The sequence below is a fragment of the Sinorhizobium americanum genome, from assembly GCF_001651855.1.
GTDB classification, from domain to species: domain Bacteria; phylum Pseudomonadota; class Alphaproteobacteria; order Rhizobiales; family Rhizobiaceae; genus Sinorhizobium; species Sinorhizobium americanum.
Genome location: NZ_LNQC01000081.1, coordinates 89759 through 116041 on the forward strand (window position 1 = coordinate 89759; position 26283 = coordinate 116041).

Annotated in this window: 23 protein-coding genes; 14 read left to right on the forward strand and 9 right to left on the reverse strand. The window is 63.8% G+C overall.

All coding sequences use genetic code 11. From position 1 onward, the window contains the following. Positions 1-4: 4 nt before the first annotated feature. The 5 genes from ATC00_RS28880 to ATC00_RS28900 form a co-directional block, all read right to left on the reverse strand. Complete coding sequence (locus ATC00_RS28880) at positions 5-838, reverse strand: carbohydrate ABC transporter permease (protein WP_037387748.1); 834 nt, start codon at positions 836-838, stop codon at positions 5-7. Positions 839-842: 4 nt separating this feature from the next. Continuing rightward, the gene (locus tag ATC00_RS28885) at positions 843-1778 is read right to left on the reverse strand and encodes a carbohydrate ABC transporter permease (RefSeq protein WP_037387747.1); all 936 of its coding nucleotides are present in this window, start codon (positions 1776-1778) and stop codon (positions 843-845) included. Positions 1779-1869: 91 nt separating this feature from the next. After that, entirely contained in the window at positions 1870-3132 is a 1263-nt protein-coding gene (locus ATC00_RS28890; RefSeq protein WP_037387746.1) for an ABC transporter substrate-binding protein, read from the reverse strand. An 85-nt stretch (positions 3133-3217) separates the two neighbouring features. Next, on the reverse strand, positions 3218-4390 hold the full coding sequence (locus ATC00_RS28895; protein ID WP_064255321.1) for a PLP-dependent transferase: 1173 nt from the start codon (positions 4388-4390) through the stop codon (positions 3218-3220). Continuing rightward, positions 4387-5103 carry a FadR/GntR family transcriptional regulator gene (locus ATC00_RS28900; protein WP_064255322.1) on the reverse strand — a complete coding sequence of 239 codons (717 nt, stop codon included), beginning with the start codon at positions 5101-5103 and terminating at the stop codon, positions 4387-4389. The genes ATC00_RS28895 and ATC00_RS28900 overlap by 4 nt, the downstream gene beginning before the upstream one ends. 80 nt (positions 5104-5183) lie before the next feature. Between ATC00_RS28900 and ATC00_RS28905 the strand changes: the two genes are divergently transcribed. From ATC00_RS28905 to ATC00_RS33115, 3 genes are all read left to right on the forward strand, one after another. After that, complete coding sequence (locus tag ATC00_RS28905) at positions 5184-6536, forward strand: NAD(P)/FAD-dependent oxidoreductase (RefSeq protein WP_052035576.1); 1353 nt, start codon at positions 5184-5186, stop codon at positions 6534-6536. A 222-nt stretch (positions 6537-6758) separates the two neighbouring features. Further along, positions 6759-7676, forward strand: a complete 918-nt coding sequence (locus ATC00_RS28910) for a transglutaminase-like domain-containing protein (RefSeq protein ID WP_037387740.1) — start codon at positions 6759-6761, stop codon at positions 7674-7676. Between the two features lie 118 nt (positions 7677-7794). Continuing rightward, positions 7795-7944, forward strand: a complete 150-nt coding sequence (locus ATC00_RS33115) for a hypothetical protein (RefSeq protein WP_037387738.1) — start codon at positions 7795-7797, stop codon at positions 7942-7944. A 21-nt stretch (positions 7945-7965) separates the two neighbouring features. Here the strand turns inward: ATC00_RS33115 and ATC00_RS32710 are convergent, their stop codons facing one another. Then, entirely contained in the window at positions 7966-8112 is a 147-nt protein-coding gene (locus ATC00_RS32710; protein ID WP_156911500.1) for a hypothetical protein, read from the reverse strand. 99 nt (positions 8113-8211) lie between these two features. Between ATC00_RS32710 and ATC00_RS28915 the strand changes: the two genes are divergently transcribed. Next, entirely contained in the window at positions 8212-9645 is a 1434-nt protein-coding gene (locus ATC00_RS28915; RefSeq protein ID WP_037387736.1) for an aldehyde dehydrogenase family protein, read from the forward strand. Between the two features lie 153 nt (positions 9646-9798). After that, positions 9799-10689 carry a DMT family transporter gene (locus ATC00_RS28920; RefSeq protein ID WP_037387734.1) on the forward strand — a complete coding sequence of 297 codons (891 nt, stop codon included), beginning with the start codon at positions 9799-9801 and terminating at the stop codon, positions 10687-10689. A 111-nt stretch (positions 10690-10800) separates the two neighbouring features. On the opposite strand, the gene ATC00_RS28925 is transcribed toward ATC00_RS28920, so the two are convergent. Continuing rightward, a complete protein-coding gene (locus tag ATC00_RS28925; protein WP_037387732.1) occupies positions 10801-11979 on the reverse strand; it encodes an aminotransferase in 1179 nt (392 codons plus the stop codon). Positions 11980-12026: 47 nt separating this feature from the next. Further along, positions 12027-13058, reverse strand: coding sequence for a LysR substrate-binding domain-containing protein (locus ATC00_RS28930; protein ID WP_037387730.1), 1032 nt, complete (start codon positions 13056-13058; stop codon positions 12027-12029). Between the two features lie 216 nt (positions 13059-13274). Between ATC00_RS28930 and speB the strand changes: the two genes are divergently transcribed. From speB to ATC00_RS28975, 9 genes are all read left to right on the forward strand, one after another. Next, positions 13275-14333 (forward strand): agmatinase, encoded by a 1059-nt coding sequence (speB, locus tag ATC00_RS28935; RefSeq protein WP_037387727.1) that lies wholly within the window; start codon positions 13275-13277, stop codon positions 14331-14333. Positions 14334-14451: 118 nt separating this feature from the next. Continuing rightward, positions 14452-15531, forward strand: coding sequence for an ABC transporter substrate-binding protein (locus ATC00_RS28940; protein WP_037387724.1), 1080 nt, complete (start codon positions 14452-14454; stop codon positions 15529-15531). Positions 15532-15723: 192 nt separating this feature from the next. Continuing rightward, positions 15724-16761 carry an ABC transporter ATP-binding protein gene (locus ATC00_RS28945; RefSeq protein WP_037387722.1) on the forward strand — a complete coding sequence of 346 codons (1038 nt, stop codon included), beginning with the start codon at positions 15724-15726 and terminating at the stop codon, positions 16759-16761. After that, on the forward strand, positions 16758-17612 hold the full coding sequence (locus tag ATC00_RS28950) for an ABC transporter permease (protein WP_037387720.1): 855 nt from the start codon (positions 16758-16760) through the stop codon (positions 17610-17612). Before ATC00_RS28945 ends, ATC00_RS28950 begins: the two co-directional genes overlap by 4 nt. Next, positions 17609-18409, forward strand: coding sequence for an ABC transporter permease (locus ATC00_RS28955; protein ID WP_064255323.1), 801 nt, complete (start codon positions 17609-17611; stop codon positions 18407-18409). Before ATC00_RS28950 ends, ATC00_RS28955 begins: the two co-directional genes overlap by 4 nt. After that, complete coding sequence (locus tag ATC00_RS28960; RefSeq protein ID WP_064255324.1) at positions 18406-19185, forward strand: carbon-nitrogen hydrolase family protein; 780 nt, start codon at positions 18406-18408, stop codon at positions 19183-19185. Before ATC00_RS28955 ends, ATC00_RS28960 begins: the two co-directional genes overlap by 4 nt. Positions 19186-19293: 108 nt before the next feature. Continuing rightward, on the forward strand, positions 19294-20247 hold the full coding sequence (locus ATC00_RS28965) for a ring-cleaving dioxygenase (protein WP_064255325.1): 954 nt from the start codon (positions 19294-19296) through the stop codon (positions 20245-20247). Positions 20248-20375: 128 nt separating this feature from the next. Further along, the gene (locus ATC00_RS28970; protein ID WP_064255326.1) at positions 20376-20939 is read left to right on the forward strand and encodes an NADPH-dependent FMN reductase; all 564 of its coding nucleotides are present in this window, start codon (positions 20376-20378) and stop codon (positions 20937-20939) included. Positions 20940-21160: 221 nt separating this feature from the next. Further along, on the forward strand, positions 21161-24622 hold the full coding sequence (locus ATC00_RS28975) for a VCBS domain-containing protein (protein ID WP_064255327.1): 3462 nt from the start codon (positions 21161-21163) through the stop codon (positions 24620-24622). Positions 24623-24704: 82 nt separating this feature from the next. Here the strand turns inward: ATC00_RS28975 and ATC00_RS28980 are convergent, their stop codons facing one another. Beyond that, complete coding sequence (locus tag ATC00_RS28980) at positions 24705-26261, reverse strand: VOC family protein (protein ID WP_064255328.1); 1557 nt, start codon at positions 26259-26261, stop codon at positions 24705-24707. Positions 26262-26283: the final 22 nt, after the last annotated feature.

The window sequence follows — 26283 nt, forward strand, 5'->3', positions numbered from 1 at the left end:
ATCCTCAGCCTTTGACCGCGCCGGCCGTGAGGCCCTGGACGAGATAACGTTGAATGAGCAGGAAGAAGAGGCAGGCCGGAATCAGCGCCAGGACGCCGGCCGCCATCATCTGGCCGAAATCGACCGAGAATTTCGAGACGAAGGAGAGGAGCCCGACCGGGAAGGTCGCCTGATCGTTGCCGGAGATCAGCATCAGCGAGAAGAGCAGTTCGCTCCAGGCGGCGGTGAAGACGAAGCCGAGCGTTGCGGCGATGCCGGGCAGGGTCAGCGGCAGGATGATCTGGCGGAAGGCGACGAATTGCGTGGCCCCGTCGATCATCGCAGCCTCTTCCAGGTCCTTCGGAATGCCGTCGAAGAAGGACTGCATCAGGAAGGTGGCGAAGGGCACGTTGAAGGCGCTGTAGACGATGACGAGGCCGGTCAGGCTGTTGGTGAGCCCGAGCGGCGAGAGGATCTTGAAGATCGGCGCGACGAGCATGACCAGCGGGAACATCTGCGTCAAAAGCATCAGCGTCACCAACCAGTATTTGCCGCGGAAGCGGAAACGCGACAGCGCATAGCCGGAAAGCGAGGCAAGGATCGTCACGACGACCGCCGTCGAGCCGGAGACGATCAGGCTGTTGCGGAAGAAGACCGGGAAGGCGCTGTGCCGCAGCACGAAGTCGAAGTGCTCGAGGCTGGCGCGCGACGGCCAGAGGCGGATGCCTTCCGAATAGAGCAGGTCGTTGGGCGTAACCGCCACCTTCAGCAGCCAGAAGAGCGGAAAGAGGGCAAAGGCGATATAGGCTAGGATCGCCAGACGATGCGCGACGGTGAGGAAGACTGACTTGGCGCGCATCGGTTCAATCCTTGCTCAGGAGCCATTGCCGCAGGATGACGATCAGCAGCGAATAGGCGAGCAGGAGCGCCAGGAGCACCAGCGCGATCGCCGAGGCATAGCCGAAATCGAGCCGCTTGAAGGCCTGGGTGAAGATGTAGCTGGCGACGATCTGCGTCCGGTCGGCCGGCCCGCCATTGGTCATGACGATGATCAGATCGGCGAAATTCGAGATCCAGACGGTGCGCAACAGAATGGTGATGGCGATCGTCGGCGCGAGGAAAGGCAGCGTGATCGACAGGAAGCGCTGAAAGGCGCCGGCGCCGTCTATGCTCGCCGCCTCGTAGAGGTCGCGCGGGATCGCCTGCAGCGCGGCGAGCAGGGTAATCGCGAAGAAGGGAATGCCCCACCAGATATTGGCGACGATCGGCCCCCACATGGCAAGCTGCGGATCCGACAAGATGTTCGCCGGCTGGCTCATGATCCCGAGCGCATAGAGCCAGTGCGGCAGCGGCCCGACGACCGGGTTGAAGAGCCAGGCCCAATTGAGGCCGGCAAGGAAGCTCGGCACTGCCCAGGGCAGGAAGACGAGCGCCTGGGCGATGGCGCGGCCGCGAAACGGTTTGTCAAGCAGCAGCGCCAGGATCAGTCCGAAGGCGAACTGGAGAAGAACGGATGCGCCGGTCCACCAGAGCGTGTTGCGCAGCGAGCGGAAAAAGGCCTGGTCTTGAGAGAGCGCCCGAAAATGATCGAGTCCAATGAAGGCGCCGGAGAACGGGTTGAGGAGTTGCACGTCGCGGAAGGCATAGGAAACGCCGAGCACCAGCGGCACCAGCATCACCGTGACGATCAGGATCAGCGCCGGCGCGCTGTAGAGATAGGGCGCCGAGGCGTCCGCGATGCGCTTCATCAGCGGCCGGCGGCTTGCGGACAGACCGTGCTGGCGTGCGGCATAATCCATCGATCGGAGTTCCTCCTGGCCGCCCGGCGGGCGGAGCGTAGTCCCATGTTGATGAAGGGCGACAGGCGACCCTGCCGCCCTTCATGTCGGATCACTTCTTGTTCGCCAGATGTTTCTGCTGTGCCTTGGTCAGGTAGTCCGCCCATTGATTGGCGAGCTCTTCCGGCGTGATGTCGCCGAGGAGCGCTTCCTGGCTCGTCTTGATCGCGAGTGAATCCTTGAAGAAGGCGAATTCCTCGAGATAGGTCGGCATGACGGTCAGCACGACGTCTTTGTCGGCGAGTTCGTCGAACCAGCCCTTGAACTGCGGGCCCGAATAGAAGGGGTCCTTCTCTGCGGACTTGTGGACCGGCAGCGCGCCGGTGCGCTTGTTCCACTCGATGTTGCCTTCCGGCCCTTCCAGCGTTTCGATCAGCTTCCAGGAGAGGTCCTTGTTCTGGCTTGCCGAAAGCATCGACCAGCCGGCGAAGCCGATCGTCGTGAAGGCCTTGCCGCTCGGTCCCTTGGGCATGGTGGTGACGCCGAAATCCTCCGGCTTCATGCGTTGGGCGATGGCGATCAGCGCATCCGGATCCTGATCGAGAAAGGCGCAGGTGCCGCTGTAGAAGCCGGCGACGATCTCGTTGAAGCCCCAGTTGACGCTGTCCTTCGGCGCGAGACCCTTCTTGTAGAGGTCGATGACCCAGGTCAGCCCCTTGACCCAGCCTTCGCTGTTCATCGTCGAGGTGCCGTCCTCCTTGAAGAACGTGTTGTCGCCGGCCATGGTGGCGCCGAACATCACCCAGCCGTTCAGCCCGCCCGGACCGCCGCGCAGGCAGTAGCCAGACTTGCCGGGCAGCTTCGAGACGGCTTCCGACGCCCTGACGAAGTCGTCCATCGTCTTCGGCGGCTCCGCGACGCCGGCCTCAGAGAGCAGCTTCCTGTTGTAGAACATTGCCCGGAGATAGAAGCCGTAGGGCAGCATATAGGCGGTGTCGTTGACGTCGCGGCCGAGTTCCAGGGCGCGCTCGGTGAGGCCCGGCGTGTGCTCCCACTTGGCAAGGTAGGGCTCGAGGCTCTCCAGCATGCCGTTATTGGCATAGAGCGACAGCCAGGTGTCCGGCATTTCCATCACGTCGGGGATTTCCCCGGCCGAGACCATGGTCGCGAATTTCTGGAAGGCTTCGCCCCAGGGCAGCGAGATGATCTCGACAGTGGTGCCGGGGTTCGCCGCCTCGAACTTGGCGACGATCGACTTCAGCGTTTCGGTGCGCTCGGGGCTGGTGATGACCTCGACGAGCTTCAGCTTGGTATCGGCAAGGGCACTGCCGGCCATCAGCGTGGCGAGCAGGGTGGCTGTGATCAGTTTCCTCATTGTTGTTCCCTTTGTTCTTGGCGTTGATCGATTTTCTCAGGGGCGGGATGGAGAAACCGCTTGCGTTTTTCCATCCCACTCGTCGTCAGCCTGATGAAACAGCGTCGAGCGCCGCTTCGAGATCGCTCCAGAGGGCCTCCGTTCCCTCCAGGCCGACATGGAGCCGTACCGACCGCGGAGAAATGCCGAAGGCGGCCGCGGAATTGGGTTGCGCTTTCTGCGCCAGGACGACCTTGCCCGGGACGATGAGGCTTTCGTGGCCACCCCAGGATACGCCGAGTTTGAACAGTTCGAGATGATCGGCGAAGCGGCGGATGTCGACGCCTTCGCGGAAGATGAAGGAAAACAGGCCGGAGGTTCCCGAAAGACCCGGCGGCAGGTGATTCCCAAGCCCCGGATGGCAGACCGTTTCGACCAGCGGGTGCTCCTGCAGGCGTCGCGCAAGGGCGAGCGCCGAGCGCTCATGCGCCTTCATCCGGATCGGCAGGGTGCGAAGTCCGCGGATCAGCAGCCAGGCATCGAACGGAGACAGCTTGCCGCCGAGATAGGGATAGGCTTCGGAGCGGATGCGGCCGACCAGTTCCCTGGAGCCGGCGACGACACCGGCGACGACGTCGCTGTGACCGCTCAAATATTTCGAGGCCGAGTGGATGACGAGATCGACGCCGAGCGAAATTGGCTGCTGGAACACCGGGCTCGCCCAGCTGTTGTCGATGACGGTGACGATCCCTTGCGCCCTGGCAAGCGCTGCCAGCGCCGCCACGTCATGGGTGTCCATCACCCAGCTCGTCGGGCTCTCCATGTAGAAGAGCTTGGCGCCGGTCAGCGCCTTGGTAACCGCCTCCTCGTCGCGTCCGTCGACATAGGTAACCTCGATGCGCATGCGCTTCAGATGCGTACCGAACAGCCGGAAGGCATCGGGGTAAAGATGCTTCACCGCGACGATGCGGTCGCCCGGCTCGACGAAGGTGAGCACGGTCGAGGAGATCGCCGACATGCCGCTGGCAAAGCCGATCGCGTCTTCGGCGCCTTCGAGTTTTGCGAGCATCTCCTCGAACAGCCGGACGGTCGGATTGAGGCCGCGGGTGTAGATCGGCCGGACGCGTTCGCCCCGGTAGGAGGCGATCATCTCGTCATAGTCCTTGAAGGTGAACAGCGAGGTCTGGACGATCGGCGGAACGACGGCGTCGAAGGCATGGGCCTCGTCATGGGCGGCAATCAGCGAGGCTCTGTCGAACGGGTCGATGCCGTCATTCATTTGGACATTTCCTTGATGTCTTCCTCGACGATTGCGAGGATTTTCAGTGTTTCTTCCCGGGCGGCATTCGGATTCTGCGAGGCGATCGCGTCGAAGAGCGTCCGATGATACGGAAAGGACCGCCGCGCGAAATCCGGCCGGTCGAAGGGTTTCTCCCAGAAGCGCTCGAAAGCCTCGCGCATCTGCTCGAGCAGCTGTCGAAAGAGCGGATTGTGGGTCGCGTCGTAGATCGCCAGGTGGAAGGCGAGGTCCTCGGGGCCGGACGTGCCCTTGGCGAGATGCACGCGCTCCATCGCGTCGAGCTTCGTTTCGATGTTGATGAGGTCGGCGTCGGTGCGGCGGCGCGCGGCGACCATGCCGGCCTCGACCTCGATGCCGCGGCGAACTTCCAGCGTCTGCAGCAGCGCATCGCGAAGGTGCTGGGTGTCGAGGGTCAGCGGCATGTGAATGGTGGCGCCGGAAATGGCACGCAACAGATAGGTGCCGCTGCCCTTGCGCGCCTCGACGACGCCGAGCGCCTGAAAATGGCTGATGACCTCGCGGATGGTGGAGCGCCCGACGGCGAGCGCCGCCATCAGTTCGCGTTCGGCGGGAAGGCGATCGCCGGGCTTCAGGCCGGAGCGCTGGACATAGTCGGCGAGCGCGGAGATCACCTGCTGCACCCGATCGACCGGGGGCAGGGGCAGAAGCATCGCTTTCTCCGGCTTGGGCATCCAGGTTGCTCAGAATTGGTCTGACATCTGAGCAATATGACAGCCGTCGCGCCGCATGGTCAAGGGGCAAGATTTGCGATATGGCTCGTGCCGACAAAGACCTACGGCAGACGGGGATCCATGGGGTGAGCGCCACGAAGTCCTATGCCGGCGACGGCGGCTATCCGGCGAGCTACTACGCCGCCACCCGCAACATCGTCCGCACGCCGGTCAGGCTGGAGGGGCGGGTCGAAACCGACATCTGCGTCGTCGGCGCCGGTTACACAGGGCTGGCGACGGCCATTCATCTCGCCGAGAAGGGCTACAAGGTTACGGTGGTGGAGGGCGCCCAGGTGGGCTGGGGCGCTTCCGGGCGCAACGGCGGCCAGATCGTCAATGGCCTCAACGCCAGTCTCCCGACGATCCAGCGCCGCTTCGGAGAGGACGCGGCACGCTTCATCGGCGGCCTTGTCCAGGAAGGCGGGCGGATCATCCGGCGGCTCGTCAGCCGATACCGGATCGACTGCGACCTGAAGTCCGGCAACATCTATGCCGCCTATACCAGCGCGCATATGAAGGAGCTCGAAGCCAAGCAGGCGCTCTGGCGCAGATACGGCATGGACGACCATCTGCTGCTCGACCGGGAGGGGCTGCGCAAGCTCGTCAATTCCGAAGCCTATTGCGGTGGCATGCTCGACATCACCGGCGGCCATATGCATCCGCTCAATCTGGTACTTGGCGAGGCACGCGCCTTCGAGAGCCTCGGCGGCACCATCTGCGAGATGTCTCCGGTGACACGCGTCGATCACAAGGCGGCACGGCCGACCGTCCACACCTCGGAGGGAGAAGTCTCAGCCCGCATTGTGGTGCTCTGCGGCAATGCCTATCTCGGCGATGCGGTGCCCGAGCTCGTCTCGCGCGTCATGCCCGTCTCGACGCAGATGATCACCACGGCACCGCTCGGCGAGGAACTCGCGGACGCGCTGATCCCGAGCGACATGTGCGTCGAGGATGTGCGCTACATCCTCGACTATTTCCGGCTTTCGGCCGACAAGCGGATGATCTTCGGTGGCGGCACCGTTTATGGCGGAACCGATCCGGCCGATGTGGTGGCGAAGCTCCAGCCCAATCTCGAAAAGGTTTTCCCGCGCCTGAAAGGCGTGAAGATCGACTATGCCTGGAGCGGCAATTTCGCGCTGTCCTTCACGCGCGTGCCGCAGATGGGCCGCATCGGTGCCAACACCTATTTCGCCCATGGTTATAGCGGTCACGGGGTGACCGGCTCGCATCTCTTCGGCCGGACGCTCGCCGAGGCGATCGACGGCGACCAGTCGCGCTTCGACATGTTCGCGAAGCTGCCCTGGTATCCCTTTCCCGGCGGACGGATGTTCCGCGCGCAATATTCGACGATCGGCTCCTGGTGGTATTCCTTCAAGGACGCCGTCGGCTGGTAGTCTTGCGGCTGCCGTCGGCTGTCGGCTCCGCGTCGAAATCGATACCGCTTGCTGCGGCGATGCGCTAGTATTCCGGCCCGCGGGCGGGTCGCCCGCCGGCGTGGCGCGGACATCAAGGGAACTTCAGGGATTGAACTTCGAACGGGTTGCAAACCCGGGCTGCCGCCGGCGTTTCAGGCGTGCGGGAGCAAGTGTCGGCAAATCGCAGTGGGGAGGTCGAACATGTTCATCCGCTTCGGTTATGAGATTGGCATCGATTGTCCGCAACCCACGCCGATGATGACGTTTCTGTCCGTCGCCAAGGAACGGCGTAATGCAGTCGTGACGGAGCGCGGGCCGGTCGCGTCACCGCTCATCCCGATGGAAGAAATCACCGACCCGCATCACAATATCTGCCTGCGCATGGTTCTCTCTCGGGGAGAAACCCGGCTCGGCTACGACGCGGTGATCAGCGACGACGGGCGGCTCGACGCGTCGGATCCGCTGGCCGAGGCGGTGCCGGTCGAAAAGCTGCCTCCCTCTCTGCTGCCCTATCTTTGCGCCAGCCGCTATTGCGAAACCGATCGGCTGAGCGCGCTTGCCTGGCGGCTTTTCGGCGGCGCTCCGGCAGGCTGGCAACGGGTGCAAGCCATCTGCGACTATGTGCATGACCGGCTGATCTTCAGCTACGGCTATGCGCAGGCGATGCGCACGGCGCTCGAAGCGCACGAGGACCGGCTGGGGGTCAGCCGCGATTATGCCCATCTCGCCGTCGCTTTCTGCCGCTGCATGAACATGCCGGCCCGCTATGTTCACGGCTATATGGCCGACATCGGCGCTTCAAACAGCCCGGCGCCGATGGATTTCAACGCCTGGTTCGAGGTGTTCCTCGGCGACCGATGGTACACGTTCGACGCCAAGAACAATGGCCGGCGGGCCGGCCGCATTCCTGTCGCCCGCGGCCGGGATGCGGCAGACATTCCGCTGATCCAGACCTTCGGCAAGCATCAGCTGACGCACTTCACCGTCTGGACGTCGGTGGAGCCCGACGGCCGGCTCAGCCGCTCGCACCGTTCGGCCGACGTTTCGCTGCTGAACCCGTGGTTCAGCGAGACCTGGTCGCGCCACCTGCAGGAGCGCGAGCGCAACAACAGCCACTGACGTCGGCGGAAACGGATTTTTCATCCCCTGCACGTTCTGGGGAAAATAATATCTATAAACTCAATCGAGAATATAGGAGAACATAGATACAGGCCGAAGGCCAACAGCGGAGAGAAAAATGAACCCGACAAAGGCGATGACCCACTCCCGCTATCCGTTCCATGTGGCGCAGCCGGCAAGGCGCATGCCGGTCAACCTCATTCCTCACTCGATCGCCATCGTCGCAGCGTTCAGCTTCGTCTCGGCCCTCATCATCGGCGCCATCTGACGGTTCCCACCACAGCACTCTTCAGGACGCGTCGCGAACGCCGCGCTCGACGCTCAACACAACGCGGTTGCGCCATCCTACCCCCTTGCGGGCCACGCCGCCTGCGTCGTAGCGTGCCGAGGCACGCGGGAATGCAATCGAGGCGGCGAACCATTCATCTACGCTCAAAGCCCTCGCCATTGCGCGGAAGCCGCTCGCCGGCGGGTGGCGATCCGATGTCCCGTCTGCCGCGAAGCAAGAGAGACCTTGACGGGAAGGAGGAGCGGCATGCTCGACAAACGCAAGTTCTACATCAACGGCGAATGGGTCGAACCAGCAGCACAGAACGACCTCTATGTGCTCAATCCTGCCACCGAAAAGCCGATCGCGGTGATCTCCCTCGGTACTGCAGTCGACATCGACCGGGCCGTTGCGGCCGCCAAGAAGGCCTTCGAGAGCTACAGCCGGACCAGCCTGGAGGAACGGCTGGCGCTTCTTGAAAGGCTGCTGGCGATCTATGAACGCCGCTACGACGAGATGGCCGACACGCTCACCGCGGAACTCGGCGCGCCGAAAACCATGAGCCGCGAGCAACAGGCCGACGTCGGCGTCGGCCACCTCAAGGGTTACATCGACGCGCTGAAGCGCTTGAAGCTGCGCGAAAAGCTTCCGAATGGCGACACGCTGATGCGCGAGCCGATCGGGGTTTGCGGGCTCATCACGCCGTGGAACTGGCCGGTCAACCAGATTGCGCTCAAGGTGGTGCCGGCGCTTGCGACCGGCTGCACCTGCGTGTTGAAGCCGAGCGAGTTCACGCCGCTCAATGCCATGCTCTATGCGGAGATGGTCGAAGAGGCGGGATTCCCGCCGGGTGTCTTCAACCTCGTCAATGGCGACGGCCTTCATGCCGGCGCCGCGCTGTCGAAGCACAAGGACATCGACATGATGTCCTTCACCGGCTCGACGCGGGCCGGCATCGCCGTCAGCAAGGACGCTGCCGACACGGTCAAGCGCGTCACGCTGGAGCTCGGCGGCAAGTCGCCGAACATCGTCTTTGCCGATGCCGATATCGAGGAGCGGGTGACGGCCAGCATCCTCGAATGCTTCAATAATTCCGGCCAGTCCTGCGATGCGCCGACCCGCATGCTGGTGGAGCGCAGCGTCTATGACGACGTGGTGGCGATCGCAAGGCGCGTGGGCCGGGAGGCGACCGTCGGCGATCCGAGCAAGGAAGGCGCGCATATCGGTCCGCTGGTGAGCCACATCCAGTTCGAGCGGGTGCAGGCGCTGATCGAGGCGGGCGTCGGCGAAGGGGCGCGGCTCCTCGTCGGCGGCCCCGGCAAGCCGGAGGGCTTCGAGACCGGATATTTCGTCAAGCCGACGATTTTCGCGGACGTCGACAATTCGATGCGGATCGCGCGCGAGGAAGTCTTCGGGCCGGTGCTGGCGATCATTCCCTTCGACACGGAGGAGGAAGCGATCGCGCTTGCCAACGACACGAACTATGGTCTCGCGGCTTATGTTCAGACGGGCGATCGGCAGCGCGCCGAGCGGGTCGCGGCGCGATTGCGCGCCGGCATGGTGCATATCAATGGCGGGCCGCACCGCTACGGCAGCCCCTTCGGCGGCTACAAGCAGTCCGGCAATGGCCGCGAGGGCGGTACCTTCGGCCTCGAGGATTTTCTCGAGGTGAAGACCGTACATCTGCCGGACGCGGCCTGAGCGGCAGCTGGTGCTCGGTCGCTGTAACTCTTCGTGCAGCGGCCGCTCATGATCGCCTTCCCGGGCGAATTTTCGGGGCTGTTGCTGGCCAGGCAGTTCTGATAGCTGGCGGGGGCGCCTTGGGGCGTTCCCTCCCAGCATCCGGACATTGCCGTGAGTCAAGCCGTCACTTCCGCCTCCTCGCAACAATCCCTCGCCATGGCCGCGCTGCTCGTCGGCGGTGTCGCCATTGCCGGATCCCCGATCTTCGTCAGGCTGTCGGAAGTGGGGCCGATGGCAACGGCCTTCTGGCGTGTGGCCCTGGCGCTCATTCCGCTCCTTGCCTGGTCGGGGCTTGGCAAGGAAGCAGCCGCCGACCGACGCCCGGAGCGCTTGTCCGACTATGCGCTGCTCATTCTGCCGGGCGTCTTCCTCGCCATCGACCTCGGCGCGTGGCACCTCTCGCTCACCATGACCTCTGTGGCGAACGCGACGCTGCTTGCCAATCTCGCCCCGGTTTTCGTGACGCTTGCCAGTTGGGCACTGTTCCGCTCGCCTGTGAGTCGCATTTTCGTGGCCGGTCTCGTCACGGCTGTCGCCGGCGTCGTGGTGCTGAAGGGCGGCCCGGGCGCGCTTGGCGGCGGCGATCTCATCGGTGACGGCATCGCAATTGTCGCCGCGATGTTCTATGCCGGCTATATCCTCGCCATCGGGCAATTGCGCAGCCGCTTCGGCACCAATCGCATCATGATCTGGAGCACCGCCTCGGCCGCCGTCTGCACGCTGCCGATGGCATTGCTCGCCGAGCCAACGCTGGTGCCGCCGACGGGCTTCGGCTGGGCGATCCTTTTCGGGCTCGCCTTCGTCAGTCACGCCGGTGGGCAGGTAGCGATCACCTATGCGCTCGCCTTCCTGCCGCCGGCCTTTTCATCGCTGACGCTGCTCGTGCAGCCGGTCGTGGCCGCGGTGCTCGCCTGGGTCCTGCTGAGCGAGCCTGTCGGTGTCATGCAGGCAACGGGCGGCGCGATCGTGCTCATCGGCATCCTGATCGCCCGCCGCGGCTAATGCATGTCGCCCAAAAGTGTGAAGCGGTTTTTGGGATGACGACATGCACAAAAACAAAGAGCTAAAGCGCGCCGCGTGAATACGTTTGAACGCGACGCGGTTTAGCGCTCCTCAAATGCCCGGCAGCGCAAATCCCTCCAGCCGCTCCTCCAATTTCCGGATCGTCGGCACGTCCGCATTGGCGAAGGCAAAGCGCAGATAGCTCTCCTGGCCTTCGCCGAAATAATCGCCCGGCAGACAGACGACGCCGGCAAGCTTTGCCAGCTTCTCGGCGACGAATTGCGAGTCGATGTCGCGGAAGGGGTGACGAACATAGGCGAAATAGGCGCCGATGGCCTGCAGCTTCCATTGCGGCAGGCGGCTCATGACGTCCTTCAGCGCATCGGCGCGGGCCGTGATCTCGGCCCGGTTGCCGAGCCGCCAGTCGGCGAGTGCCGGGATCGCCCTGGCGACGGCGGCTTGGGCCGAGCGCGGCGCGCAGATCTGCAGGTTGTCCATGATCTTGGTCACCTGCTCGATCAGCGCAGGTCCGGCGGTGATCGCGCCGAGGCGATGGCCGGGGATGCAGAAGGACTTGGAGAAGCTGTAAAGGCCTATCAAACCCTCCTGCCAGCCCTTGGTCTGGAACAGGCCGTGCGGCGCGACCGCGGCATCGAGCAGGAAGTCGCGATAGGTCTCGTCGAGGATGAGCCAGGTGCCGTTTGCGCGGCAGACCTCATAGATGCGCTGCAGCAGGTCGGCCGGGTAGACGGCACCGGTTGGGTTGTTCGGCGACACGAGGGCGAGGGCGCGAATGCCCGGCCGAAGCGCGGAGGCGATGGTCTCGACCTCGGGCAGGAAGCCGGCGCCGGCATCGCAGGGTGCGAGTTCGACATTGATGCCGAGCATCGCCAGGGTCGTTTCCTGGTTGAAATAATAGGGATTGGTCATCAGCACCGTGTCGCCGGCGCCGGCAATCGCCATGGCGGCGCAGATGAAAGCCTGATTGCAACCCGAGGTGATGTGAATGTTATCGGTGCTAATCGCCGCACCGTATAGCGCTGCTACCTGGTCGGCATAGGCGCTGCGCAGTTCAGGCTCGCCCTCGATCGCGCCATAGCCGGTGAAGGCGGGCGACGCTGCGGCCTCGCCGAGCCACTTCAGCATATCCGGATGCGCCGGATAGCCGGGTACCGCTTGCGACAGGTCGATCAGCGGACCCTTTGCCCCGTCATAGGCTTTCGCCCAGGCAAGCACGGAGGGGACCGGTGGCGGCGAGAGCTTGGCGACGAGCGGATTGAGATGAGGCATCGGGCGTATCCTGTGGTTGGGCGAGTGGCGTGGGCGAGGGTCCGGCACTACGGCTTGATCTTGCGTTTTTGCGGGGCTTCCACGCGCCGGCTGCGGGGTGACGAAACCGGGCGGAAGCTCTCCGCTGCCGATTTCGGATCTTCCTGCCTGCGGGACCGAATGATCGTGCGGGCGGAGGTCTGAAGTTCCGGCATCGGATCACTCTCGAGTGCCGCAAACAGCCAGTCGATGAAGACCCGGACGATCGGCGCGGCGCGTACCTCGTTGCGGCAGGCGACGAAGAAGGCGTCATTGGCCGGCACTGTCAGGTCGAAGGGCGCGATCAGTTCGCCGCGAGCAATCAGGCTGCCAGCGGTGATCGTGTCGCCGAGCGCCACGCCCTGGTTGTGCAGGGCGCCCTCGGTCGAAAGCCGCGCGTCGCTCATGAAGTGCTGGCGGCCGCGCTGAAGGTCGGCCGCGTCGGCGGCGGCGAGCCAGGTGTTCCATTCGCGGCCGTCGTCGCCATGCAGCATCACATGGTCGCGCAGATCGCGGATTGAGCGCAGCGGCCGCATGTTGAGGAGCGTCGGGCTGACCACGGGAAACAGCTCCAGTCGGCTCCAGAGCTTGGCCCAGCAGTCTCCCCAATTGCCGTCGCCATAGAGGAGACAGACGTCGACCTCGGGCGAGTGGAGATGAGCCTGATCATTGGAGGCGACCAGCGTCAGCTGCACGTCGGGGAATTGCTCGGTGAACTGATGCAGGCGCGGGATCATCCAGAAGGAGAGCAGCGCCGGCACGCAGGTGATCCGGAGCTCGCCGCTGGTGGCGGGCCGGGTCATCGCCGCCGTCGCGGCGGCAATCTCGGCAAAGGCATGGGTGACCGCCGGCAGCAGCAGCGCGCCCTGCGGGGTCAGCCTCAGGCGTTTGCCGCCGCGCTCGAAAAGGGCCGCGTTGAAGGAGAGTTCGAGCGCACGGATCTGATGGCTGATCGCTCCGTGGGTGACGTTCAGCTCGCGGGCCGCCGCAGAAACCGAGCCGCGCCGGGCAGTGGCCTCGAAGGCTCGCAGCGGGTTCAAAGGGGGTAGGCGGCTCGACAAGCGGGGCTCCAGACGTCTTGGTTTATGTGAGATTTTCTCACACGAAACGCTATAACAATGTCAATTGATTTTCCAGACGTTTTGTCACCTAATAGGTCCAACAAGGGCAAAATGCCTGGGGAACATGATTGAGCCGGTCCTGCCGGCGAAACCTTTAATTGCGATCCGCTTCGCGATCCCGTTATTCCCCGGCGACAGACATGGAGGCTCCGGCGCATGGCCTGGGACGAGAAGAAGCTCGGCGAACTGAGGGCGAAATATGGCGAAAGCCATGGCGGCGAGCTCTTTGACCCGACTTTCCGCAAAGTGGCTGACAAGATCTTCACGAAAAGCGGCACGCGGCTCGCGCCCTATTCCGGCATTCCCACCTTCCTGACGGCGCCCTACATGCCGGTCGATGCCGAGCAACCGGACTTCGGCAATCTGCAGGTGGCGATCGTCGGCATCCCGATGGATCTCGGCGTCACCAATCGCCCCGGGTCACGCTTCGGACCGCGGGCGCTGCGCGCCATCGAGCGGATCGGGCCCTATAACCACGTGCTCGGCTGCGCGCCGGTGCATGATCTTAGGGTGGCCGACATCGGCGACGTGCCGTTCCGCAGCCGCTACCGGCTGGAACATTGCCACGAGGACATCGAAAAGCGTCTCAACCAGATCGTCGACGCCGGCGTTGTGCCGCTCTCGGTCGGCGGCGACCACTCGATGACCCATCCGATCCTGAAGGCGGTGGGCAGACAACAGCCGGTCGGGATGATTCATATCGACGCCCACTGCGACACCGGCGGCGCCTTCGATCTCACCAAGTTCCATCACGGGGGTCCGTTCCGCAACGCCGTGCTCGACGGCGTGCTCGATCCGACCCGCGTCATCCAGATCGGTGTCCGCGGCTCGGCCGAGTATCTCTGGGAGTTCTCTTACGAATCCGGAATGACCGTGATCCATGCGGAGGAAGTCACCGGCCTCGGCATTCCCGCGATCATCGAAAAGGCAAAGAAGATCGTCGGCGACGGCCCGACCTACCTTTCCTTCGACATAGACAGCCTCGACCCGAGCTTTGCGCCCGGCACCGGAACGCCCGAGGTCGGCGGCCTGACGACGCGCGAGGTGCTGGAGCTGATCCGCGGCCTCAAAGGCGTCAATCTCGTCGGCGGCGACGTTGTCGAGGTCGCCCCGCAATATGATGCGACGACCAATACCGCCCTTGCCGGCGCCCAGGTGCTCTTCGAAATACTGAGCCTGATGGTCTTCAGCCCGAGCGTCGTCGGCAAGGCGTAAGGGCGCCTGCGGGGTTTGCGCCAAGGGCGCGAGGAATGCGTGTAATTTCCACCGGACGGTTATAAAATTCAAGATAACGGGAACGCGGCGACTGCCGTCAAAACAAAGGAGACATGCAATGAACATCAGTTCCATCAAGCGCCGCACGCTGCTGGGGGCGGGGCTTGCCGGTGCATCGATGCTGGCAATGCCGGCGGTGCTGAGAGCCCAGGACAAGTCGCTGAAGGTCGGCGTCTATGGCGGCTACTTCAAGGATTCCTTCGACAAGAACATCTTCCCGGAGTTTACCAAGGCAACCGGGATCGCCGTCGAGTCGATCGCCGAACCGACCGGCGAGGCTTGGCTGGTCCAGCTCGAGCAGGCCGCCCGGGCCGGGCAGGCGCCGGCTGACGTTTCGATGATGTCGCAGGTCGCGATGCTCAAGGGTCAGGCGACCGAGCTGTGGACGCCGATCGATATGGCGAAGATCAAGAACGCATCGAACCTTCTCGATCGCTTCGTCAACAAATACCCCGACGGCCGCGTTGCCGGCGTCGGGGCGGTCTCCTGGTACATTACGCTCGTCACCAACACCAATGTCTACAAGGAGGCGCCGACCTCCTGGACAGCCCTCTGGGATCCGGCGAACGCCGACAAGCTCGGCCTGCTGGCGCTGGTCTCCAACTCCTTCCTACTGGAAGTGACCGCCAAGACTCACATGGGCGGCACCAATGCGCTCGACACGGAGGAGGGCATCCTGAAGGCGTTCGAGAAGCTCGCCGAAGTGAAGCCGAATGTCCGCCTCTGGTACCGCGACGAAGCGCAGTTCGAGCAGGCGCTGAAGTCGGGCGAAATCCCGATGGGCCAGTACTATCACGACGTCACCGGCCTTGCCGCTGCAGACGGCCACCCGGTTCGCTCCACCTTCCCGAAGGAAGGCGGCATCCAGGATTCCGGCTGCTGGGCCCTGTCGCGCGCGTCTGAGAAGTCGGAGGAGGCGCATATCTTCATCGACTATATGTGCCAGCCCGCCATTCAGGCGACGCTGTCGCGCAAAGTCGGGACCTCGCCAACCGTCAAGCGCGAATCGACCGACCTGACGGACAAGGAATTTGCCGCCGTCTCCTCCGACATCGAGCCGATCGTCCCCCGCTACGATCTCTACCAGACGAAGTCCGATTGGCTCAACCAGAAGTGGACTGAGCTGATCGTCGGCTGATGTGGCAACGAGAATCCGCCCGCCCTTGAAAATCCGGGGCGGGCCTGGATGGCTCGATGGATGATCCCTTAAAGCGCAAGCGTTTTGGGGATAACCTATGCGGAAATTGAAAATGGTGCTGCGCCGCATCGCCTGCGACTGAACGGGGGCGCGGCCGGCATCCGCGCATGAGGCGCGAGAGCAGGGGAACTTATGTCGGGACTTGCCCTTCAGAACGTCGTCAAGGAATTCGGGGCCTTCCGGGCCGTCAACGACGTCGACCTCACCGTGCCGCACGGCACCTTCGTCTGCATGCTCGGCCCTTCCGGCTGCGGCAAGACGACCCTTCTGCGGATGATTGCCGGGCTCGACCTGCCGAGCGCGGGCGCCATCCGGCTCGACGGCGAGGACATCACCCGCGTGCCGACGCACAAGCGCAACCTCGGCATGGTGTTCCAGTCGCTGGCGCTCTTTCCGCATCTGACGGTCGGCGAGAACATCGCCTATCCCTTGCGCATCCGCGGTGCGCCGAAGGAGGACCAGAAGAAGCGGGTCGACGAACTCCTGTCGATGATCCATCTTCCCGGCTATGCGGACCGCCCCGTCTCCAAACTTTCGGGCGGCCAGCGCCAGCGCGTGGCGATCGCCCGGGCGCTGGCGATCTCGCCGAAGCTCTTCCTGCTCGACGAGCCGCTTTCCGCACTCGACGCGAAGCTGCGCGAGGCGATGCAGGTGGAGCTCCGGCAATTGCAGCAGCAGCTCGGCATCACCACGATCGTTGTCACCCATGACCAGCGCGAGGCGATGACGATGGCCGATACAGTGGTTGTCATGAGCGGCGGCGAAATCCGCCAGGCGGCGTCGCCGATCGAAATCTATCGCCGGCCGGCCGACAGCTTCGTCGCCGACTTCATCGGCCAGACCAACCTCATCGAAGCGGAAGCGGACATCCAAAACCATGTGACTGTGCTCGGCCAGTCGGTGCCGGGCCTGCAACTGCCGCCCGATGCAACCAAGGCGACGATCTCGATCCGGCCGGAGGATGTGCACCTGACGGCGCCCGGACCCGGGGCGCTCACCGGCACCGTAACTTTCGTGCGCGACCTCGGCGGTACGATCGAGACCTTCGTCGATGTCGCCGGCCGCCAGATCGTCGCGGTCTCGACGCCGCGGGCCCGGCCGGAGGTCTCCGTCGGCCAAGAGATCGGCGTGGCGCTCACGCCCGACGTTTGCGTGGTGCTGCGCAAATGAGACGCGAACCGCCCCAGACCCTTGGCGATTATTCGCCGCTCCTCTTTCCCGCGGCGATGCTCACGATCTTCTTCGTGGTGCCCTTCGGCACGATGATCGCCGTTAGTTTCTTCCAGCGCGAGCAGGGCGGCTTCTACACGCCGGCCTTCGTCTTCGACAATTACCAGCGCTTCCTTTCGGCCTTTTTCGGCGGCGTGCTCGGATTCTCGCTGATGATGGCGATCGCCGTCGCCGTCTGCTGCGTGGTGCTGGCGCTGCCGTTCACCTATCTGCTGACGCGCATGGCACGCCGCGTACAGATCGTCTGGCTGGTGGCGCTGCTCTCGATCCTCTCGCTCTCCGAGGTGATCATCGGCTTTGCCTGGTCGACGCTGTTCTCGCGTACCGCCGGCATTACCAATATCCTTGTCGCCCTCGGCCTGATGGGCGAGGCCAAGGCCCTGACGCCGAGTTTTGCGGCAGTGCTGACCGGAATGGTCTATCAGGCCTTCCCCTACACGGTGCTGGTCCTATTTCCGGCGCTCGTCCGGCTCGATCCGACGCTGACCGAGGCCGCCCGCACGCTCGGTGCCTCGCCGCTCAAGGCCTTCTTCACCGTCGTCGTGCCGGCGCTCAGGAACACGATCGTCGCGACGCTGATCATGGTGTTCATCTTCGCGCTGGGCTCCTATCTGCTGCCGCAACTTCTCGGCCGGCCGCAGCACTGGACGCTGTCGGTGTTGATCACAGATCAGGCGATCTACCAGTCGAACATGCCCTTCGCCGCCGCGATGGCCGTGTTCCTGGTGCTGGTGACGCTCGGCCTGGTGGCGCTCACGGTGATCGCCGGACGGAAAGGAGAGACGGCATGACGTCCGTTTTCCGAAAGTTCTATTTCTTCCTGATCGCCCTTTTCCTGGCGCTGCCGCTGATCGTCGTCGCTGGCGTTTCGGTCAATCAGAAGCAGACGCTGGCCTTTCCGCCCGAAGGCTTTTCGACCTCCTGGTATGGGGAGATTTTCCTGAACACGGAGTGGCGAAACGCGCTCTTCGCCTCGGTGACGCTCGCGGTCCTCTCGGCGGCACTTGCCGTGGCGATCGCGCTTCCGCTCGCCTGGTTCCTTTGGCGGCGGGTGGCGCCCTGGGCGAACATCTTTCAGCTGCTCGGCGTCGCGCCCTTCACGCTGCCGCCGGTGATCACGGCGCTCGGCCTGCTCACCTTCTGGGCGACCGCCGGCTTCTACGGCCAGCCCTGGACGGCGGTGGTCAGTCACGCGATCTTCTTCGTGACCTTGCCGCTGGTGACGCTGTCGCTCGGATTCACCTCAATCGATCGCTCGCTGGTCGAGGCCGCCGCGACGATGGGGGCCGACGAGCGCACCATCTTCCGCACTGTGGTGCTGCCGCTGATCCTGCCCTATGTCGTCTCGGGCTACGCCTTCGCCTTTGTGCTGTCGCTCAACGAATATATCGTCGCCTACATGACAGTCGGCTTTACGATGGAGACGCTGCCGATCAAGATCTTCAACGCCCTGCGCTATGGCTACACGCCGACCATGGCCTCGGTGACGGTCCTCTTCGTTTCGACGGCGGCGGTCATCTTCGGTCTCGTCGCCCGCTTCGGCGACCTGCCGAAGCTGCTCGGTGCGATGGCGTCCGATCAAAAATGATGAAGCTTGCGGCCCTGCAGATGAAAAGCGTCGGCGGCGATATCGCCGCCAATCTCGTCCGTATCGAAGGCGCGGCCTCCGAGGCTGCGGCCAAGGGGGCGACACTGCTCGTATCGCCCGAGCTCGGGATTACCGGCTACGGCGCCGGTGAAGCCATCCGCGCACTCGCAGAGTCGGCAGAAGGGCCGACCGTTGAAACCTTGCGCCGAATCTCCCGCGACGCCGGCATTGCCATCATCGCCGGCTTTGCCGAGCGTGCAGGCACGGCGGTCTACAACAGCGCCGTCCATGTGGATGGCGATGCGTCACCGACGGTTTACCGGAAATCGCATCTCTATGGCGGCTACGAGCGCTCGCTGTTTGCGCCGGCGGAGCCCTCGACGCGCCTCTTCGAGCATCGGGGCGTCACCTGCGGCATGCTGATCTGCTACGATGTCGAATTCCCGGAAAATGTCCGCCGCCTGGCATCGGCCGGGGCCGATGCCGTGCTGGTGCCGACGGCGCTTCCGGCCGGCTGGTCGGGTACCTTCATAACCGATCACATGATCCAGACCCGGGCCTTCGAGAACCAGGTGTTCGTCGCCTATGTCAACCATTGCGGCTCGGACGCGATGTTCTCCTTCGCCGGTCTTTCCTGCATCGCATCACCCGATGGACAGGTCATGGCGAAAGCCAATTCCGCCGACGAGACGCTGATCTTTGCCGAAATTGACCCGCAGGCCTTTGCCATTTCACGGGCGGAGAATACCTATCTCAAGGACCTCAGACGGGTCTGATTTCGGTCGTTCGCTGTCAGGGAACAATCCGTTCGAGCCGTCTCCACTTGCGGAACGCTTGGCCGGACGCCGATATTCGGCTCAAAGGAAGGCCACGGGAGGGCAATCATGAGCTTGCAACTGACAGGTATCCATCATCTGACGGCGATTACCGCGAACGCGCCTGAAAATCTGCGCTTCTACACGAAGGTGCTGGGGCTGCGGCTCGTCAAGAAGACCGTCAATCAGGACGACACGAGCGCCTATCATCTCTTCTATGCCGACGGCAAGGCGACGCCCGGCACGGACCTGACCTTCTTCGACTGGCCGGTCGGACCGGAGGGACGCGGAACGCACAGCATCTCGCTGACGGGGCTCCGCGTCGGCAATGCGCAAAGCGTCGAATGGTGGAAGCGTCGCTTCGACGAGCTCGACGTGTCCTCGGGCGAGGTCGGCGCAATCGACGGCCGCACCTCTCTCGATTTCGAGGACGGCGAGGGCCAGCGGTTCCGGTTGGTGGACGACGGCGGGCTCCAGCCTTCGCATCCGTGGGAACGGAGCCCGGTCCCGCCAGATCACCAGATTAGGGGGCTCGGGCCGATCACCATCAGCGTGCCGGATATCACCAATACGGCGCTGGTTCTCACGCACGTCATGAACATGCGCGAGGTGCGCCACTATCCCTCACCGGACGGAAACGGCAAGGTGCATGTGTTCTCGATGGGCGAGGGCGGGGCGGCGGCGGAACTCCATGTGGCGGTCCAGCCGGGCCTGCCGATCGCCCGGCAGGGCGCGGGTGCAGTCCACCATGTCGCCTTCCGGGCGCCGGATGTCGACCATCTGCATCAGTGGACGGAGAGGCTGAAGGCGTTTCATCTGCCGTCGAGCGGCGAGGTGGAGCGCTTCTATTTCCGTTCGCTCTATTTCCGCGAGCCGAACGGCATTCTGTTCGAGATCGCCACGGACGGTCCCGGCTTCGCCGTGGACGAGCCTTTGGAGTCGCTCGGGGAAAGCCTGTCGCTGCCGCCCTTCCTGGAGCCGAAGCGGGCGCAGATCGAGGCGCGGCTGAAGCCGCTGGAATAGGGTAGCGCACATTCGCCGCCCCACATTCAAGCCGAGAGGGGGCGCTGGCTTTCCTTTCGCCTCATCCCTCCTAGTTTTCTTGGCAACCAGGAATTCGCGACCGAACAGACCCGAGGATGCACCTATCGATGACGAAACTACTCGGCATATCGGGAAGCCTGCGCAAGGCTTCCTTCAACACCGGACTGCTTAAAGCCGCGAAAGCGGTCGCACCAGAGGGCGTCGAGTTCGAGACGGCGACGCTGCACGGCATTCCGCTCTATGACGGGGACGTCGAGGCCGAAAGCGGCGTGCCGGCTGCGGTAGAGGCGCTGAAACAGCGGATCATCGCGGCGGACGGCGTCATTCTCTTCACGCCGGAATACAACAACTCCGTGCCCGGCGTCTTCAAGAACGCCATCGACTGGCTGAGCCGCCCGCCGGCCGATATTCGCAAAGTGTTCGGCGGACGCCCCTTCGCGCTTGCCGGCGCCTCGCCCGGGGGTTTCGGCACCATTCTCAGCCAGAACGCCTGGCTTCCGGTGATGCGGACGCTCGGCGCCGACCTTTGGTCGGGCAAGCGGCTGATGGTGCCGAAGGCCGCGACGCTCTTTGACGGCCAGGGACAGCTAACTGACGAAGAGACCCGGGAGCGTCTACGCGGCTTTGTCAAGGGTTTTGCGGACTATGTTGCAGCCGGGAAAGCGCATTAGCGCGGGGCGCAGCGGGGTTCCGCTGCGTTAAATCAAGTGATCTATAAAAACTACTTCCCTTTCACAGGCGATGTGGTAAAAATTCGCAAAGAGACAAGTTGATCCGTCTTTTTTATGGAATACGGAGCATTATCCTCGAGTAACGCTATAGAGAAAAAGTCTCCGTTCGAATTTTACTATAATCATTATTATCTAATTATTTTTTATTAAGAGGTACTTTAATGGCTACGCAGAGCAGCGGCGGCAGTGCGACTTCGTTCACCAATACTCCCCAGGCACAGGACGATACCTACCTCTGGTCAGAAGACCAGATCCTCGATCTGCAGAACTACGACCCGGTCAACAACACCATCATTCTCGACGTGATGGCGAATGATCTCGGTGGAAAGGCCAAGTCCCTTTTTTCGGTAGAGGACGGCGACGGCAACCCGATCACCGCGGATTATGATCTACTCGCGAAAGACGTCGGATCGACCGGCGTGTCGGCCTGGGAGAAGACGCTGCTCGGCAACTGGGTCAGGATCAATAACGGGAAAATCGAATATCGTCTGAGCGACGGAAGCGGAATTCCCGGGGCCGGCGTTGATATCAATTCCCTCTCGGCCGGCGAAACCATCAAGGACAGCTTCGTTTACGCGATACGGCTCGGCAATGGTACGTTGAGCGAGGCGAATGTGTCGTTGACGCTGACTGGTGCCAATGATGCGGCGGCAATCGGAATCGATACGACGGCGACCGCAAAGCTGGCTGTGATCGAAGCAGGGGCGGACGGCGTTGGCGACCCGGATGCCTCCGGCAAGCTCAGCATTTCGGATGCCGATGCCGGCGAGGCGGTGTTCCGGACGCCGGCGTTGCTCGAAGGCGTCTACGGCAGCTTCAGCTTCGACGCGGCGACCGGCGCGTGGAGCTACATCCTCGACAACGACCGGGCGGCGACGCAGGCCCTCAAGGAGGGTGAGCCGGTCAGCGACACGCTGACCGTGACGTCGCTGGACGGGACCGCCAGCCATGCGATCGTCGTCAACATCACCGGCGCAAACGATGCTGCGACTATCGTCGTCGATGCGAGCATTGCCGACGACCGGGCGGTCGTCGAGGCGGGCGGCGCCGGCAGCGGCGATCCGGATGCCTCCGGCACGCTCAGCGTTGCCGATGTCGACGCCGGCGAGGCGGCGTTCCAGACGCCTGCCTCGCTCGACGGCGCCTACGGCAGCTTCACGTTCGATCCGGCGACCGGCACCTGGACTTACACGCTCGACAATGATCGGACTGCGACGCAGGCTCTCAAGGAGGATCAGCCGGTTAGCGACACGCTGAATGTGACGTCGCTGGACGGCACCGCCAGCCATGCGATCGTCGTCAACATCACCGGCAGCAACGATATGGCTGCGATTGTCGTCGATACCTCTGTTGTCGATGATCGCTCGGTCTACGAGGCGGGGACCGCAAGTTCCGGTGACCCGGATGCCTCCGGCACGCTCAGCGTCGCCGATGTCGATGCCGGCGAGGCGGTGTTCCGGACGCCGGCGTCGCTCGAAGGCGTCTACGGCAGCTTCAGCTTCGACGCGGCGACCGGCGCGTGGAGCTACATCCTCGACAACGACCGGGCGGCGACGCAGGCCCTCAAGGAGGGTGAGCCGGTCTGTGACACGCTGACCGTGACGTCGCTGGACGGTACCGCCAGCCATGCGATCGTCGTCAACATCACCGGCGGCAACGATGTTGCGGCAATCGTCGTCGATCCGACCGTGGCGGACGATCGCTCTGTGAGTGAAGCCGGGGTGGCTGGCAACGGTGCCCCGGATGCCTCCGGCAAGCTCGGCATCTCGGATGTCGACGCCGGCGAGGCGGCGTTCCAGACGCCGGCCTCGCTCGACGGCGCCTACGGCAGCTTCGCGTTCGATCCGGCGACCGGCACCTGGACTTACACGCTCGACAACGGCCGGGCGGCGACGCAGGCGCTCACGGCGGGGCAGTCGGTCAGCGACACGCTGACCGTCACCTCGCTCGACGGCACCGCCAGCCATGCGATCGTCGTCAACATCACCGGCAGCAACGACGCGGCGGCGATCGTCGTCGACGCGACCGTGGCGGACGACCGAGGTGTGAGCGAAGCCGGCGCCGCCGGCAGCGGCGACCCGGATGCCTCCGGCAGGCTCAGCGTCGCGGATGTCGATGCCGGCGAGGCGGCGTTCCAGACACCGGCCTCGCTCGACGGCGCCTATGGTACCTTCGCGTTCGATCCGGCGACCGGCACCTGGAGCTACACGCTCGACAACGGCCGGGCGGCGACGCAGGCGCTCACGGCGGGGCAGTCGGTCAGCGACACGCTGACCGTCACCTCGCTCGACGGCACCGCCAGCCATGCGATCGTCGTCAACATCACCGGCAGCAACGACGCGGCGGCGATCGTCGTCGACGCGACCGTGGTGGACGATCGCTCTGTGAGCGAAGCCGGCGCCGCCGGCAACGGTGACCCGGATGCCTCCGGCAGGCTCAGCGTCTCGGATGTCGATGCCGGCGAGGCGGCGTTCCAGACGCCGGCCTCGCTCACGGGCATCTACGGTAGTTTCAGTTTCGATGCAGCGACGGGCGAGTGGGATTACATACTCGACAACGAGCGGGCAGTGACCCAGGCGCTGACAGCGGGCCAGGCCGTCAGCGACACGCTGACGGTCACCTCGCTCGACGGCACCGCCAGCCACGCGATCGTCGTCAACATTACCGGCGCTGACGATGCGCCGCCGAGGCAGGCGCCGACCGACATCAAGTTGACCCCGGTTTTTCCGCCGGACAGCGTCAACTTCAATATGTTTCAGTTCAGCGGATCGCTGACTGCAACTGATGTTGACAGCGGCGGATTTATCTTCAGCATCGCTTCGCAGTCTGAGACCGGCCTTTTTTCGGTCAGCGGTAATACGCTGAGCTCCGGCAGCCTCTCTCCGAGCAGCACCTATACGGTAACCATAAAGGCGGTACAGGTCGGGGATCCGGACGGCTTCGACAAGACGGAAACGTTTACGATCGTAACCGGCAGCAATGGCAATAGTTCGCCAAACCTAAGCGTTGCCGATGACGTGCTCTATGGCGGCGGTGGCAGGGATATGGTTTTTGGTCTTGGCGGAGACGACACTCTGTTCGGTCAAAGTGGAAACGACACGCTGGACGGTGGCGACGGAAACGACACGCTGGATGGCGGCAGCGGCAACAACAACGACCTGACCGGAGGTGCAGGAGACGACATTTTCGTCTTCGAGAAGTTCTCCAGCACTGCCAATCACGTGACCGATTTCAATGCCGGCACGAGCAGTACCACCGTGGACAGGCTAGAGTTCGATGTTGGAAGCGGAACCTCCGAGTTTGCCGTCGGCAACAACAATAACGTCGTTGACAATTGCAAGTCGGGCGACAATGGGGCGATCAATGTCGCGGGAACTGAAGTTGCGATGAAAACTGATGCGAGCGTCACCAATGCCAGCGTTCAGAGCACAATCAATGGCTACAACAACATAACGACCGGCGCCTTTTTCGTGTTCCACAATACGGAGATCGGCCATGCAGCGGTCTATTACGACTCTAACCCGAGTGCAGCCGGGGGCGCGGTGCTTGTTGCCGAACTGGACAATATTACCACGGTGGGCGGCCTTGCAGGCTTCAACTCCGGTGACTTCCTGCTTGTCTAGCCGCTTCGGATGAGAGCACTTGCCCTATGCGGACGGAAGCCCGGGAGGTCGCCTGGTCTCCGTCTTGTTCACTCTCTCGGGCTTAAACACCCAATCCGGCGAGCCACGGGCGAATGACGGCGACGTCTTCCGGCCCGATGCCGTGCCCGGTGTCGAGGTCGACGGCCTCAAAATTCGCGCCGCTTTCCCGCAGTTCCGTCTGCAATTGCGGCGCATGTCTGCCGTAGATGTCGTCCTTGCCGGTCAGCATCAGGACATTCGTGCCCGAGAGGTCCGCCTTCGGCGCATCCTCGAGGGCCGCCATGGCCCGCATCAGCACCGCATTCCTGATGGCGCCCGGGTGAAGGAGCATGACGGCCGCGAGCAGATTGGCGCCGTTCGAATAGCCGATGAACACGGTCCTTGCGAGATCCAGCCCGTAGGTCTCGCGCGCCTCCTCGACGAAAGCGGCGAAGGCTTCTGCTTCCGAGCGGATGTCGCGCTGGTCGAACGTGGTCATCGAGAGGCGGCGAAACCAGCGGGGAAAGCCTTCCTCGGTGCTGCGGCCGCGCAGGCCGATCAGCGTCGCGCGCGGATCGAGCTGGTGGCCGAAGGGGAGCATGTCGGTCTCGTTGCCGCCGCTGCCGTGCAGCAGCACGAAGCTCCGGTCGTTCATCCGCTCCGGATGATAGAAGCGGTGGATGAAGGGCAGGTCACGGAGCGTCAGCCGGGGCTCACCGGGAAGCGCGAATTGCGGTAGCCGGACCACGGTCGCGGCGGGATCGCTGCTCAAATGCGGCGGCAGAAAGAGTTTGGAACCGAGCGCGTCGGGAAGTTCATCGACCGCAAAGCCGGGGCCGTCGGTGGCCAGTTCGTAAAGTGAACCGCCAGGCTCGCGCACATAGAGCGAGAAGAAATACTTCCGGTCGTGGGCATTGGTGGCGCCGGCGTGTTCCTGCTCGAGATCGGCGCGCACCGCAAGGACCGTCCCCTCGTCCGGGGCGCGGAAGGCGATGTGATCGATCGTCCCGGTGCCGGGCGCGGCAGCCCAGAAGCCGGTCGCGTCGCGCACGTCGACAACATCGCCGGATGAGGAGACGAGGCGATGGATCGTCTCCGTCGCAGCGGCCTCGCGATAGCCGAAATGGCTCTGAAGAAAATGCGCCGTTTCCTTCGGCTTTTCGGTGAGCACGGTGGCTCCACGCAGGCGCCTGATCGAATCCGATTCCGGAATGTCGCGGCTCGCCCAGGGCGCCGGCTCGGCGAGCGCGTCAGTGCCGACCAGCTTGACGATCACCCCGTCCGGGTCCTTGAGCCGCAGCACCGGTTCGCCGAACTCCTGTGCCGGGCCGGTCGCCTGGATGTTGAACTGCAGGGCGCGCGTCAGCCAGAAGCCGATGCTCTGCGTCGGGATGGCGAAGGCGATCTCGCTCGGCTGGCCGGAGCCGACGCGCCCCGGCGAGCCATCCTCCCAGATCAGGAAGGAGACGAGCGAGCCGGGCGATCCCGACGCATCGCCGTAGAAGAGATGCAACTGATTGGGATCTTCGAAGCCGCCGGTTCGCTTGACGAGGTGCAGGCCGAGGAATCCGACATAGAAGTCGACATTTGCCTGGACCCTGCGGCTGATCAGCGTGATGTGGTGAATGCCGCTGGTCACGGTCTTAGCCCTCCTTGCCACC

What these genes read in the sequence shown, in the direction of transcription:
- ATC00_RS28880 (WP_037387748.1), bottom strand. Translation starts at nt 838, where the DNA reads ATGCGCGCCAAGTCAGTCTTCCTCACCGTCGCGCATCGTCTGGCGATC.
- ATC00_RS28885 (WP_037387747.1), bottom strand. Translation starts at nt 1,778, where the DNA reads ATGGATTATGCCGCACGCCAGCACGGTCTGTCCGCAAGCCGCCGGCCG.
- ATC00_RS28890 (WP_037387746.1), bottom strand. Translation starts at nt 3,132, where the DNA reads ATGAGGAAACTGATCACAGCCACCCTGCTCGCCACGCTGATGGCCGGC.
- ATC00_RS28895 (WP_064255321.1), bottom strand. Translation starts at nt 4,390, where the DNA reads ATGAATGACGGCATCGACCCGTTCGACAGAGCCTCGCTGATTGCCGCC.
- ATC00_RS28900 (WP_064255322.1), bottom strand. Translation starts at nt 5,103, where the DNA reads ATGCCCAAGCCGGAGAAAGCGATGCTTCTGCCCCTGCCCCCGGTCGAT.
- ATC00_RS28905 (WP_052035576.1), top strand. Translation starts at nt 5,184, where the DNA reads ATGGCTCGTGCCGACAAAGACCTACGGCAGACGGGGATCCATGGGGTG.
- ATC00_RS28910 (WP_037387740.1), top strand. Translation starts at nt 6,759, where the DNA reads ATGTTCATCCGCTTCGGTTATGAGATTGGCATCGATTGTCCGCAACCC.
- ATC00_RS33115 (WP_037387738.1), top strand. Translation starts at nt 7,795, where the DNA reads ATGAACCCGACAAAGGCGATGACCCACTCCCGCTATCCGTTCCATGTG.
- ATC00_RS28915 (WP_037387736.1), top strand. Translation starts at nt 8,212, where the DNA reads ATGCTCGACAAACGCAAGTTCTACATCAACGGCGAATGGGTCGAACCA.
- ATC00_RS28925 (WP_037387732.1), bottom strand. Translation starts at nt 11,979, where the DNA reads ATGCCTCATCTCAATCCGCTCGTCGCCAAGCTCTCGCCGCCACCGGTC.
- speB (WP_037387727.1), top strand. Translation starts at nt 13,275, where the DNA reads ATGGCCTGGGACGAGAAGAAGCTCGGCGAACTGAGGGCGAAATATGGC.
- ATC00_RS28940 (WP_037387724.1), top strand. Translation starts at nt 14,452, where the DNA reads ATGAACATCAGTTCCATCAAGCGCCGCACGCTGCTGGGGGCGGGGCTT.
- ATC00_RS28945 (WP_037387722.1), top strand. Translation starts at nt 15,724, where the DNA reads ATGTCGGGACTTGCCCTTCAGAACGTCGTCAAGGAATTCGGGGCCTTC.
- ATC00_RS28950 (WP_037387720.1), top strand. Translation starts at nt 16,758, where the DNA reads ATGAGACGCGAACCGCCCCAGACCCTTGGCGATTATTCGCCGCTCCTC.
- ATC00_RS28955 (WP_064255323.1), top strand. Translation starts at nt 17,609, where the DNA reads ATGACGTCCGTTTTCCGAAAGTTCTATTTCTTCCTGATCGCCCTTTTC.
- ATC00_RS28960 (WP_064255324.1), top strand. Translation starts at nt 18,406, where the DNA reads ATGATGAAGCTTGCGGCCCTGCAGATGAAAAGCGTCGGCGGCGATATC.
- ATC00_RS28965 (WP_064255325.1), top strand. Translation starts at nt 19,294, where the DNA reads ATGAGCTTGCAACTGACAGGTATCCATCATCTGACGGCGATTACCGCG.
- ATC00_RS28970 (WP_064255326.1), top strand. Translation starts at nt 20,376, where the DNA reads ATGACGAAACTACTCGGCATATCGGGAAGCCTGCGCAAGGCTTCCTTC.
- ATC00_RS28975 (WP_064255327.1), top strand. Translation starts at nt 21,161, where the DNA reads ATGGCTACGCAGAGCAGCGGCGGCAGTGCGACTTCGTTCACCAATACT.